Source organism: Heliorestis acidaminivorans (genome assembly GCF_008933955.1).
Lineage (GTDB): Bacteria > Bacillota > Desulfitobacteriia > Heliobacteriales > Heliobacteriaceae > Heliorestis > Heliorestis acidaminivorans.
On the sequence record NZ_WBXO01000004.1, the window covers coordinates 152,464 to 164,605 of the forward strand.

14 protein-coding genes and 1 other RNA gene are annotated in these 12,142 nt (G+C 42.8%); 10 read left to right on the plus strand and 5 right to left on the minus strand.

Annotation, left to right across the window (positions count from 1 at the left end):
- Positions 1-202: 202 nt before the first annotated feature.
- From F9B85_RS06900 to F9B85_RS14370, 4 genes are all read right to left on the minus strand, one after another.
- Positions 203-367, minus strand: coding sequence for a DUF1540 domain-containing protein (locus tag F9B85_RS06900; protein WP_151619647.1), 165 nt, complete (start codon positions 365-367; stop codon positions 203-205).
- A gap of 129 nt (positions 368-496) precedes the next feature.
- Positions 497-2,329, minus strand: coding sequence for a DNA polymerase III subunit gamma/tau (dnaX, locus tag F9B85_RS06905; RefSeq protein WP_170270275.1), 1,833 nt, complete (start codon positions 2,327-2,329; stop codon positions 497-499).
- A 99-nt stretch (positions 2,330-2,428) separates the two neighbouring features.
- An RNA gene (ffs, locus tag F9B85_RS06910) (signal recognition particle sRNA large type) lies at positions 2,429-2,693 on the minus strand.
- A 253-nt stretch (positions 2,694-2,946) separates the two neighbouring features.
- On the minus strand, positions 2,947-3,087 hold the full coding sequence (locus F9B85_RS14370; RefSeq protein WP_170270277.1) for a hypothetical protein: 141 nt from the start codon (positions 3,085-3,087) through the stop codon (positions 2,947-2,949).
- A gap of 124 nt (positions 3,088-3,211) precedes the next feature.
- Here F9B85_RS14370 and F9B85_RS06915 point away from each other — a divergent pair, with 124 nt between their 5' ends.
- The 9 genes from F9B85_RS06915 to F9B85_RS06955 all read left to right on the plus strand — a co-directional run bounded on the left by F9B85_RS06915 (position 3,212) and on the right by F9B85_RS06955 (position 9,437).
- A complete protein-coding gene (locus F9B85_RS06915; protein WP_151619649.1) occupies positions 3,212-3,529 on the plus strand; it encodes a YbaB/EbfC family nucleoid-associated protein in 318 nt (105 codons plus the stop codon).
- A gap of 13 nt (positions 3,530-3,542) precedes the next feature.
- Positions 3,543-4,142, plus strand: coding sequence for a recombination mediator RecR (gene recR, locus F9B85_RS06920; RefSeq protein ID WP_151619650.1), 600 nt, complete (start codon positions 3,543-3,545; stop codon positions 4,140-4,142).
- 161 nt (positions 4,143-4,303) lie between these two features.
- Positions 4,304-4,579: a pro-sigmaK processing inhibitor BofA family protein gene (locus F9B85_RS06925; protein WP_243138106.1), complete on the plus strand. Its 276-nt coding sequence runs from the start codon at positions 4,304-4,306 to the stop codon at positions 4,577-4,579.
- A gap of 252 nt (positions 4,580-4,831) precedes the next feature.
- Positions 4,832-5,485 carry a hypothetical protein gene (locus F9B85_RS06930; RefSeq protein ID WP_151619651.1) on the plus strand — a complete coding sequence of 218 codons (654 nt, stop codon included), beginning with the start codon at positions 4,832-4,834 and terminating at the stop codon, positions 5,483-5,485.
- Positions 5,486-5,514: 29 nt separating this feature from the next.
- The gene (locus F9B85_RS06935; protein WP_151619652.1) at positions 5,515-6,600 is read left to right on the plus strand and encodes a transketolase C-terminal domain-containing protein; all 1,086 of its coding nucleotides are present in this window, start codon (positions 5,515-5,517) and stop codon (positions 6,598-6,600) included.
- A 17-nt stretch (positions 6,601-6,617) separates the two neighbouring features.
- A complete protein-coding gene (locus F9B85_RS06940; protein ID WP_151619653.1) occupies positions 6,618-7,379 on the plus strand; it encodes a thiamine pyrophosphate-dependent enzyme in 762 nt (253 codons plus the stop codon).
- Positions 7,380-7,381: 2 nt separating this feature from the next.
- Complete coding sequence (locus F9B85_RS06945; protein ID WP_151619654.1) at positions 7,382-7,951, plus strand: 2-oxoacid:acceptor oxidoreductase family protein; 570 nt, start codon at positions 7,382-7,384, stop codon at positions 7,949-7,951.
- 32 nt (positions 7,952-7,983) lie between these two features.
- Positions 7,984-8,256 (plus strand): 4Fe-4S dicluster domain-containing protein, encoded by a 273-nt coding sequence (locus F9B85_RS06950; protein WP_151619655.1) that lies wholly within the window; start codon positions 7,984-7,986, stop codon positions 8,254-8,256.
- Between the two features lie 134 nt (positions 8,257-8,390).
- Positions 8,391-9,437: a hypothetical protein gene (locus F9B85_RS06955; protein ID WP_151619656.1), complete on the plus strand. Its 1,047-nt coding sequence runs from the start codon at positions 8,391-8,393 to the stop codon at positions 9,435-9,437.
- Positions 9,438-9,448: 11 nt separating this feature from the next.
- Here F9B85_RS06955 and F9B85_RS06960 read toward each other — a convergent pair whose 3' ends face one another.
- Positions 9,449-11,269, minus strand: a complete 1,821-nt coding sequence (locus F9B85_RS06960; protein ID WP_151619657.1) for a divergent polysaccharide deacetylase family protein — start codon at positions 11,267-11,269, stop codon at positions 9,449-9,451.
- A gap of 557 nt (positions 11,270-11,826) precedes the next feature.
- Between F9B85_RS06960 and F9B85_RS06965 the strand changes: the two genes are divergently transcribed.
- Positions 11,827-12,129, plus strand: coding sequence for a DUF4212 domain-containing protein (locus F9B85_RS06965; RefSeq protein ID WP_151619658.1), 303 nt, complete (start codon positions 11,827-11,829; stop codon positions 12,127-12,129).
- Positions 12,130-12,142 lie beyond the last annotated feature (13 nt).

Genomic DNA, 12,142 nt, shown 5'->3' on the forward strand with positions numbered 1-12,142 from the left:
GCATGGAAATGTACAGCCCCATTTGGAATGTAGCTCATGTATTGGCTCTTATGTTACTTTTACTTCATATCCCTTTCTATTTTGTCTTGAAAGACTAGTACATGAAAAGGCTTGGTCCCTCTAGAAAGAGCCAGAAGATAGAGACCCGAATGGGTGGTCTCTTTTCTTCTGGCTCTTTCTCTACGTAAAGAACTATTTTGCTTTACTTCTTAGTTGTTGATCTAGGAACGAAAGTTTCACAAGCTGTGTCGTCGGAAATACTAGTCATGTGATCAGGCACTCTTGATTTTACCTGTACTGTAGAGGCCTGGCAAAATTCACTGTGATTGTAATGACACTCTTCTACATCGCATTTAATCATAGACATTAACTTCACCTCCTGTCCTATCCGCCTTTATTTTTGCCGGAAGGTAAAAGATTATGAGAGGCTTCAAGGTGGAAGTTTCTGTTAAGTGCCTGCTTTTCTTTTTAACTTTTCTTGCTAACTACTGTTGCTTTAATCTTTTAGCTTATATTTGAGAGATGCTTTTTCTTCTGGAGGTCTGTCAATATACTGGATTTCTAGGTCTGGAGCGTCTAGGATCTGACGAACTTTTGCTTCGTCCAAAAGGGGTGCTCCTTCAAGTGGCTCAGGTGTTGTAGCCGAGTTCTTAGGAAAAGGAACAGTATTGTTTTTTTTAGAGGAAATTGCTTCCGAGGGGGTAAGTATTACCGGGCGGTCTTCAGCAGTGCCTTGGCTTTCGTGGTACAAAGCTATTTCTAGGGGCTGACTAAAAATTTCTAAGAGAGCTTTTTTTACTGATAAGGTAAGATCTTTAAGTCTAGGGTCGTTAGGCTGGCTGTATAGAGGGCAACTATGCTGTAAATAGACTGTTTTTTCGTGGACTTTATCCAGACTTGTCTGGTTACGTAAAATAGAACGAAGGGGTGGCGAGCTTAAGTACTCTTTGGCTTTCTCAAGTACTTCAGGCCAGTAGCGCTGTAGTTGCTCTAGTGTTATTGTTGAATCGGAAGAAGGAGCTACAGATTTAACTTGATAACTTGCTGTAGAAGCTGTGGAAGAGGGCTCTTTTAGCAAAGGAGTAGTTGGCGGCGGGGGAATGTTTTCTGTCCCTAAGTTTACTCTAGCTAAGCGCTTTTCTAGTTCTTCGATGCGTTGGCGAAGAGCTTGAAGTTCCCTAGGATCAGCATTTGTTGAACTAGTTGGTACTGCTGTGACTTTTGGTTTTTCTAAGTCTTCTTGGTTAGCAATTCGGATAAAAGCCACTTCTAGCAGTAGTCTAGGATGGCTTGTCCACTTCATATCTGTTTCTGCTTTGCTTAGTAAAGCTAGAGCTCTTTGAATATCATCAGCTGAAAGAGATGATTTCATAGCAAGAATCTTGTTGGACAGTTCAGGAGATAAGTTGACTAGATCGTGGCTCTTCGGTATGGTAGTGAGAATCAAGCGATCACGATAATGATCTAAGAGATCTCTAGTGAGAGGCCGAATTTCTTTTCCGCGGCTAATTAGTTCATGAAGAAGTAGCAAGGCTTCTGAAAGTTGACCTTCTGCTAAGTATTGACTTATCTCAAAAAGAGTTTCGTCGCTGACAGCACCTAAAATGCTAGTAATGTCTTCAATAGTAATAGATGAACCGGCAAAAGAATGAGCTTGATCTAAGATGCTGAGAGCATCGCGCATGCCACCTTCTGCTTTGCGAGCAATAAAGTGAAGCGTATCATCACTTATTTCTAGTTGGTAATGGGTAGCAATTTCCCGCAGTCTCTGCACAATTTGAGCCACATCAAGGCGACGAAAATCAAAACGTTGACAGCGAGATAAAATAGTTGCTGGTATTTTGTGTACTTCTGTTGTTGCTAGTACAAAGATTACGTTAGCCGGCGGTTCTTCCAGTGTTTTTAACAAAGCGTTAAAAGCTTCTGTCGTTAGCATATGAACTTCGTCAATAATATAAACTTTATATGTTCCTTCTTGTGGTGCGTACTTTACTTGTTCACGAAGCTCTCTAATTTCATCGACACCTCGGTTGGAGGCGGCGTCAATTTCCAAAACGTCATGAGATGAGCCGTTGTTGATGGCACGACAATTACTGCAGTCGTTGCAAGGCTTTCTCTTGGCCTCTAAGCTACTACTGCAGTTAAGCGCTTTAGCTAATACCTTGGCTGTTGTTGTTTTTCCAGTGCCCCGAGGTCCGCAGAAGAGATAAGCGTGGGCTATGCGCTGATAGAGAAGTGCATTCTGCAAAGTGCAACTAACGTGCTCTTGGCCGACCAATTCTTGAAATGTACCTGGTCGCCATTCCCGATATAAGGCTAAGTAAGCCATGGCAATCCTCCTAGATACAGAAAAAAGATGGTTCTTAACCATCTTTTTCTACCTTACTAGCTTGTTGCTATATATACTGCATTATTGTAAAATTAAAGGCCGTGCGCTTTCTTCGAACACTGCCTTCCAGGCGTTACCTCTGCAGTTAGCTCGGGCCAGGCTACCCTACGGCACCCGAAATGGCCTACTTACCGTTGCTTCCTTCCGGACCTGGCGGGGTTCATAGGTTTCCGTTGCGTAGGACCCAACCGTCTACACCACTTACAGAGGCCAGTCCCCACAAGACAGGCCCTCTAGAAAAGCTTCAACCCCGCTACAGCGGATTGCGGGTTACAAGGCACCGCTATCGCCCCGTTTAGCACGGCCAAGACTAGCTTGTTGAATACATGCAATAGTATATCTTGATTACAATGATTTGTAAAGCCGATTCTATTGGTTATGCTGGAAATGATTGTGCAGAGATCAAGTACTGACCTCTGCACAATCACTTTTTTGGCCTTTTAGCGGAAGGGCATGCGGTTGCGGAAGAGCCAGCGCAATCCCGTGCGGGCGATGTTATACATAAAGAACCCACGGACGCCCATAGGGAGAAGACGACGGACTATGGTCCACATGCTTTACCCACCTCCAGGTTTTGCCCTTTGACTCTGGTTCTTTTCAGGAAAGTCATCTGGGTTCAAACCTTCGGCCAGTTCCTGTTCGAAAGGAGTCGCAATTTGAGGCGTAACTTTGCTGAGGCTTTTTTTGCCCTTCGCCATTTCTGCTCACCTCGAATATATTGTGCCGTAGAAAAGTAGCTTTTACGCTTCCTTTTTTTTCGCCTCTTTATACTTTTTGTGGATTGTGGTAGACTAGAGTGAAGGATTTTTAGGGGGAATTGGTATGTTTGGTGGCAATATGCAAAAGATGATGAAGCAAGTGCAGAAAATGCAAACTGATATGGCCAAAATGCAAGAAGAACTGGCTGAGCGTACAGTAGAGGCAACAGCAGGCGGTGGCGCAATTAAAGTTGTAGCTAACGGTAAGAACGAAGTGCTTTCTATTGAGATTGCACCGGAAGCTGTTGATCCCGATGATGTAGAAATGTTACAAGATTTGGTGCTTGCGGCAGTTAATGAGTCCCTGCGTAAGTCACAAGAAATGGTAGCTCAAGAAATGTCTAAGATCACTGGTGGAGTAAAAATCCCCGGTTTGTTCTAATTGATGAACCATTATGCTTTATTATGCAGAACCTGTAAGTAAGCTTATAGAAGAACTCTCCAAATTGCCTGGTGTTGGCCCTAAGACGGCGCAGAGACTTGCTTTCTTTCTGCTTCGCCAGTCTCGGTCTGATGCTGTCGCTTTAGCGAGAGCCATTGTTGATGCTCACGACAAGACCAAATACTGTTCTTCTTGCATGAACTTGACGGAACGTGATCCCTGCCGCTTCTGTTGTGATGAACAGCGTGACCAATCACTGATTTGTGTGGTGGAAGATCCGAGAGATGTAGTGGCTATTGAGAAGACCCGTGATTATCACGGTCTTTATCATGTTCTCCATGGTTCTCTATCACCGATGGAAGGGATTGGACCTGAACAGCTAAAAATCAAAGAGTTGATGTCTCGCTTATCTTCTCCTCACTTAAGGGAAGTAATCGTTGCTTCTAACCCTACAGTAGAAGGTGAAGCGACAGCGGCTTATCTAGCTCGTTTGATTAAGCCCATGGGACTGAAGGTTACTAGGATAGCTCATGGTTTACCTGTTGGTGGCGATTTGGAATATGCTGATCAAGTTACTTTGTTACGTGCTTTAGAAGGACGTAGAGAACTATAAATAGAAGAAAGTATAACAAGAAACAGCTCGATGCCGAAAAAATGGCAGGGCTGTTTTTTCTTTTTCAGTTCTGTTTTTGTCGGACAGGCGTAAGATGTAGGGGGAAAGTTTTTCCAGAAATTATTATGATTTTTTAGGAATTAATAAAGAGGTGAATGCTGATGATGGAGTTAACGACAGAGCAGTTTGTAATTACTATTGTTGTTGCTTTTTTGTTACTGCTTGCTGTTCATTTTTTGTGGCGACCTATTCGCTGGATCTTTGTCATTGCCTTTAATTCTTTACTGGGTCTTTTAGTGCTTTGGGCCATTAACTTTGTAGGTGCTCTTGTAGGTTTTTCTCTCCCTTTGAACTTATTTACAGCACTAGTCGTTGGTTTTCTAGGCCTACCTGGTTTGTTATTACTGATTATATTAAAGTACTGGATATTGTTGTAGTAGATACTTGACCTAATTGACTTTAATTATATATAATAGGCAATGGTAGGCGAGGCTAGAAATGTCTTCCCTGACAAGATAGTCCTCGTTCTTTTGCTATGTAGATATAGAATCTTTTTCTTGATTTTTATGCAATTTGGCATATTAAGGAAAGAGAAAGGGTTTGTTCATTGGGAGCATGATTCCAATTAAGACCGGGGAATATAAAGTCAATGGAGGTGGTGAACGATTAACAGCTCCGATCAACGGAGAATGGTAGAAGCTTATATCGGTGAATATGCAAGTGGTAAAAGTGAAAATGCTGTCAACCGTGCTCTCGATCTTCTCGAGAGAGGTAGGACCGTTACACTAGTCGACTTAGATATTGTCGAACCATTTTATACGCTAAGACCGATAAAAAAAGAGCTAGAAGCAAAGGGGCTTTCGGTCATCGCCTGGGAAACAGGTGATACGGTAGGCCTCGGAGAAGCTGGCAATTTGCTACGAGGCGATATGCTCTGGGCTTTACGTCGAGAAGGGGACATAGTGCTCGACATAGGTTATGGAGTAGAAGGTTCTAAAACCTTAAATTTGCTTCATGGTGCCCATCAAGATCCGGAACTTCGCATTATTGCCGTCATTAATATTTCTCGTCCTATGACTTCTTCGGTACAAGATGTTGTTGATTATGTTCGTGATCTGGGTCCTGTTCATGCAATATTGAACAACACCCATCTAGGTGAGGAAACAGATGAACAGATCATACAAGAAGGTGCCAAAGTCGTGGCAGAAGCGGCTAAAATTTTAGGGTTGCCCGTTGAGGCAACGGCGGCCGATGAGAAATTTCGGCCAACTTTAGGAGAAACTGATGCAATGGGACATCCTGTCCGTTACTTGCATCGCTTGATGCCCAAAACATTTTGGTAACATAACACCTCAGGAGGTGCACCTGCTACATGGCTGATAAGCCGATTCAAGGAGAAAAGCGGATGTTCGTTACAGGTAATGAGGCAGTAGCTTATGCTGCTCTAGCCGCTAACGTAGACATCATGTATGGGTATCCCATTACACCACAAAACGAGATTATGCATTATTTTACTCGTTTGGCCCCTAAATTTGACAAGCCTTTTTTGCAGACTGAAGATGAAATCTCTGCAGGCTTTACTACAGTTGGCGGTGTAATGTCAGGTAAAAGATCTTTCACAGCTACAGCTGGTCCTGGTAATACTCTAATGCAGGAATCCATGTCCATGGCTGAAATGATGCGCATTCCTACAGTTGTCGTTATCATGCAGAGGGGTGGCCCATCTACAGCAACAGTTATCTATTCACAACAAGAAGTAACTATGACTTGTTATGGTGCTAACGGAGAAGGTATCCGTGTTGTCTACTCTACTTGTAACCACCAAGAGTTGTATGACTACACCATCAAGTCTTTCAATACAGCTTGGAAGTACCGCATTCCTACTTTCGTCTTAGGTGATGGCTACCAGGCGAAGATGCGTGAATCTTTAACTATGTATGATCCAGAAGCTCGTGGTATCAAGATGGTTGATACCTATCCGCTAGTAGGTCTTCCCGGATCTCCTGGTGTAGACCGTGATCCAGCTCACTTAAGAAATACCTACAACACAGAAGAAGAGCTTTACGAAGTTGTCAGTAACCTCGTGAAGGATTACGAAGCAGTAGCACCTGAAATCGTAGAAAGCGAAAGCTTCGATTGTGATGATGCTGAAGTAGTCGTGCTAGCTCATGGTGTTGTAAGTCGTGCCGCTGTAGAAGCAGTTCGTGAACTGCGTAAAGCAGGCATTAAAGCTGGACATTTCCGTCCGATTACGTTACGTCCCTTCCCTGACAAAGAGTTAAAAGCTGTGGCTAATCAAGCTAAGAAACTTCTTGTCGTAGAATCAGCCCAAGGACAGTTTGCAAAGCTTGTCCATCACTCTCTCTATGGCGATTCTACACCAATGGAGTACATCTTCAAGCCTGGCTTGGGGATCACGTCCGATGAAATTATTAATAAAGTAAAAGCCATGCTCTAAAGGGAGGGATAGAAAGAATGACTGTTACATCTGTAATGGAACCGAAAATGCCAAAATGCTGGCGGCAGGAAACTAAGCCTCATAAATTCTGCCCTGGTTGTGGTCACGGTGACGTATTAAAAGCTCTTGGTACTGCTATTGATGAATTGGGCATTCAAGATCGTGTCGTTTTCGGTTGCGATATTGGTTGCTCCCTTCTATCCTGGGATTTCTTTAACTTTGACTCAATTCAGACGCACCATGGACGTACTACACCTGTAATTACTGGTGTAAAGCGTGCTCGTCCTGAATTGATTTGTATTGCCTATATGGGTGACGGTGGCGGTTACGCTATTGGCTCTCAGCATCTAGTGAACGCGGCTAGCCGTAACGAGCGTATTTTTGTACTCTTAGCTAACAACGCTCAGTATGGTATGACCGGGGGACAAATGGCTCCTACAACTTTACCAGGCATGAAGACGGAGACTTCTCCTTACGGTCGTGATGTAGAATGGACAGGTAATCCTACTCTTGGCCCTGAGATGGTAGCTGCAATTACGCCTGATAGTGCTTATGTAGCCCGCGGAACTATGTCTAATCTTCGTCAGTTAACACAAATGATGAAGAAAGCTCTGCAAAACCAGATCGATGGCAATGGCTTTTCCTTCGTAGAGGCTCTTGCTTCCTGCCCAACTAACTGGCGCACTAATGCGGCTAAGACTTGGGAGTTCGTGGAAAAAGAAATGCCTCAATACTTCAAAGTCGGCGAACTGAAAGTTCCCGCCAAGAAGGAGGGTTAAGCATGGGTAATCTCGTAAAAATTGCCTTAGCTGGTGAAGGTGGACAGGGTGTTCAGTCTGTTGCTGAAATCCTGGTAGAAGCGGCTAACGAAGAAGGCAAAGAAGCGCTCTATATTCCTAACTTTGGTGTGGAACAACGTGGTGGTGTATCCATTGCTTTTTGTCAGGTTTCTGATGATAAGAAAATTGGTTCACCGAAGTTTGAAAAAGGCGATATTGTGATTGCCTTGTCTGATCGTGCTATCCGACGTTGTGCTCAGTATGTAGATGAAAATACTGTTTTCATCTATGATACTTCTATTGAGGGAGCAGAAGGGGATCTGCCCAAAAATGCGAAGAAAGTTTTTGGCATTCCAGCTATCGAGGTAGCGAAGAATGAACTGCATCCTCGCGTCTTCAATATCATCATCATGGGTGCAACGATTCGTGCTACTCAGGTTGTTACGCCTGAACAAGCAAAACAAGCTTTAGAAGATAAGCTAGGATATAAATTTGAGCAGAATCCAAAGCTGCGTGAATTAAACTACCGCGCCCTTGAGCGGGGCATGCAACTGGTTGAAGGCCAGATGTAAGATCCCTGCGGGAAAAAGGAGGAACTCCCCCAATGGCCGAATGGAAAGTCTACGTAACGGAAAGCGGTAAGGGAAGATTTAATATGTTCCCAGGACTTTGCAAGGGTTGCGGCCTTTGCATCGAGAAATGTCCTACCGATACAATTACTTGGTCTGATAAGTTAGGTGTCTACGGTACACCAGCTGTAGAAGTTCAACAAGATCCTGCTTGTATTGCCTGTGGCATTTGTCAGAACGTATGTCCTGATTGTGCCATTGTTATAGAAAAGCTTCCTAAAGAGCAGCAAAAAGAGCCTAAAGGATAAGAACAGAGCTTTTTAAGAAGAGCTCTATACAAAAAAGAAGCACGCCGAGAGTAAGTCTCGGGTGCTTCTTTTTTCTTCTAGTTCCCTTTTGCTGTACTCTTCAGTATAATAAGTGATAGAGGTGATCAATCAATATGGCAGGTTTATTGAGTCGGCTGTTTGGAAAAAAAGAAGAACAGCCTCCCGTAGTGCCTCAAGTAACGTCACTAGGGGGAAAAAATACTAATGCTTCCCTTGACGTAGTGAAGGGGCAGGAGAATCGCTGGAATATTACTAGCTTGACTAATGCTCTTCCCCACTATGAACTAGAAAAAGTTGCAATTATTCATTCCAACCGAGATTTCTATGTCGATTTGCCTCTAGAGTTGAAGCCTTTTATGTTGCAGAAAAACAAGAACTTTGTTTTTCATGAGGACAAGTCTTTTGACGGTTTTGGTTATTACTCTGATATTCCTATGCGTACAGGAATTATGGAACTTGTTGAGTTACTCAACAAGCACCGACTCATTGCGGCTAAGGAATGGTTGGAAGAAGCTACAGGAACTTTTGAGAATGAAACTAAGTGGGGCGTACTACATATCAACCCTTACGGCAAAACAGGCAGAATTGGTGAAGAAAACGCTTTAGAAGTGCAAGTGTACAAAACTGATGAGTTTACTCATCGTGTCTTCCGTTCCATCTACAGAGAGCTTAAGAGCAACAATCATGAGATTTCTAAGATTGGACTTAACGAGGTTAATCGTTATAATTGCTTCTTAACGGAATTTAGACTTTATGGAGTTTTCTTGAACGAGAAGGGTACAGAGCAAGAAGTGATTCTGCAAAATGATGGAAAAGCCTCTGTGCAGGCCTTAGAAGAGAGTTCTTTAGAAGATCGTAAATTCAGTCTACAAAAATGGTTTGCTAGTACCACGGCAAGAGACGCTGGTAGTAACGACAAAGCTTGGTCTAGTCTCAAGTATTATGATTTGTTTATCGACAAAGAAGATTTGACTATAGGCTTTACAGCATCAGCAACTTTACAGGGAGCAAGTGCTGTAACCTCTATGGCAATAGGAAAAAGTAAGGTTGTACCGTTGACCAAGCAAGGACTATCTTCCTTGATGTCAGAAGGTATTGACCGTTCAACTGCTTATCAGCTTAGTATGTTAGGTGCACGCAATGAGATTGTAATCACATAAGATGACAGAACTTAAAGGCTTTGAGGAATACTCGAAGCCTTTTCTGTTTTTTCACCTACCTTACGAACGATATCTGTAACAGGAACGATCTCAACATTCCTTGCTTCTAGTGCCGGTAGTACTTCTCTGATGGCTTGCACTGTGCTTTTGCCTCCGTCTGGCCCTACATGACCTATAACTAAGACCTCACCTGTTTTGAGAGCCCTTTCAGCAGCTTTGAGTATGCGTTTCTTCGTACCATCCTTACTGTGAGCTACATCGATGAAGTAGTCTCGACTGCCATATAGCACTTCTTGCCGTTGCGCTTCTTTGATTAATTGAGAATCTTCCGATGTACGGCTATCAATGACGAGCCAATTTAAGCTTTTGGCTGTTTCCACAAGGAGGCGAGCAACTCGAACATCGGAAGTTGCCTTAGAGCCCATATGATTATTAAATCCGATGGCATGAGGGACTGAGCTATGGGCCTCTTCTAAGATGGTAATAATGTCCTCATCTGCCATAGATGTTTTTATTGTTTTAGGGCCATACCAATTTGGAGAGGCGCGATTCGCTTCTAAAGAGAGATGAACAATGATGGGAAAACCTGCGCGGTGAGCTTTTTCGCTTTCATCAGTAGAATATTCCATGAAGGGCATAATGGCCAAAGTGATGGGTCGATTGATTTGCAAAAGTTCTTTTGTTCCCACAGCGTTGTTACCTAAATCATCGATGACGATGGCCATTTTGGCTTGTAACTTTGTAACTAAAATGTTTTGATCCCATTCTAATTGTCGATCAGCTTGCTCAGAAAGTGCTTCTCCTTCACAAAGCAAGGAAAAGGTATCAAATGGACCTTCGGAAATACGATCTGCTAAGGCCGTCATAGCTTCGCGAAAAGCTGTGGGATCCTCTTTGAGGAAATCTTCTAGAGCTTGGTTAAAGTTAAGTTGTATATGATTATCTTCGATGGTCAATTCCTTAAGAATTAGCTTTTCGGGAAAAAGGCCTGATTTTTTTTGCCAGTTATGGAGAGTGCTACGCAAATCTTGTGCTTCCGTAAACACTAATTCTTGACTAGCTTTAGGAGCTGTTGTAGAGCGAATGACTGGATCGGAAAAGAAATCGACGTTAAAAAAAGACAAACCTGCTAGATATTCTTCTGCGCCTTCTGCAAGGCCGTAAACAAGATCTCGTTGGTATAAAGGATCTTGTAGTAGTTGCAAGTCTTCAGGATTAGACATAAAGCCTAATTCCACAAGTACGGCCGGAATAGAGCTATGTCGTAAAAGATAGAAGTTAGCTGAACGTGGTTGATAAGTTTTAGTAATAGCTGGTGTACTGTTCATAGCTAGATAATTCATATGACGCTGTAAATGGTAGGCCAGTTCTTTGCTGGCTGGAGAAGCATGATGGTAGAAAGTCATGGGACCGCGCTCACTGCCTTTTTGGGTGGCGTTGCAATGAATGCTGATCAACAAATCAGCTTTTGATTCTTCCATTCGATCTACTCGTAGTTGTAAATCTTGTCGTTCACTGTAAGGCAGGCCTTCTAAGGAGCACATATCACTATCTTCCGTCCGGCTATAAAGGACTTCATAACCTCGTGACTGCAGTTCTTGGCCTAAAGCTAGAGCAATTTGTAAGTTAAGGTCTTTTTCCTTAACGTCAAAGTAGTAAGCCCCACTGTCGATTCCTCCATGACCAGCATCGATGAATATGGTAGTTGCGGTAGTTTTATTTTTGCCTAGAAGCAAATAGATGGACAAAAAAACAAGTAAAAGTCCAAAGAAGGCTATTATTTTTTTTAGGATAGGACGAGAAAGGTAAAGGAATAAGCCCTTTTTTCTCACTCTTTCACACCCTTTTGCTCTTTTTTCTAGTTTTAATACTTATGACAAAGAAGTCTTGCATAAACGTTTTTTGCAAAAAAAATTAAAGAGACTTTTTCTTGTGAGCCATTTAAAGGCTACTTTGGCTTTTTTGTCCGCTCAAGACTTGTAATCTACCGTTAAGCATTAAAATTTTGCGGCTTAAAAAAAGTTTTTGCAACAATTACAAAATTCAGATACAATAAGGCACGAGCCCTTTCCACAAAGAACCAGTTCTTGGGGGGAGGGCGGCAAAAGGTAACGAATAATCAAAATATTTAAACAAAGGAGGAGAAGGTAAGGTGCTTTATTTTTTACTACTGGTAGTTGTAGCCAGTATCTTTCTGGCTGTTTATCGGAAACAGCCCTTATTCCTCGGATTACCTTTTGCTGCCATATTTGTCCATGTATTGGTTCAGATTGCGATGGTGCCTATGGGTTTTTTCGAGACTCTCAAGTTTATCATGAGTCTCCGGTAACCCAGGTCGAGGACAAAGCGAAAGAGGCGAATGTCTACTTTTTGAAAGAAGGTGATGGGTGTGAAGAAACTTGATAAGCAGTTGGCCAATGCCTACTACTACACTAGAATCAAACATATCTCCATTTATTTGACCATCTGGTTTATCGTTTCCTTTGGAGTAGTTGCCTTTGCCGACTCCTTAACGGGTTTTTCAATGAATGGGATGCCTTTTCACTACTTCATGGGAGCTCAGGGTGCGCTCATCATCTTCGTCGCACTGCTCTTTATAAATGCAGTCGTCAGTGATCGCGTAGACAGAAGCTTTGGCATTGATGAAGAGGCCAATGAAAGACTAGGGTCTGGAAAAACCCTAGACCATTAAAATCGAATAGGGG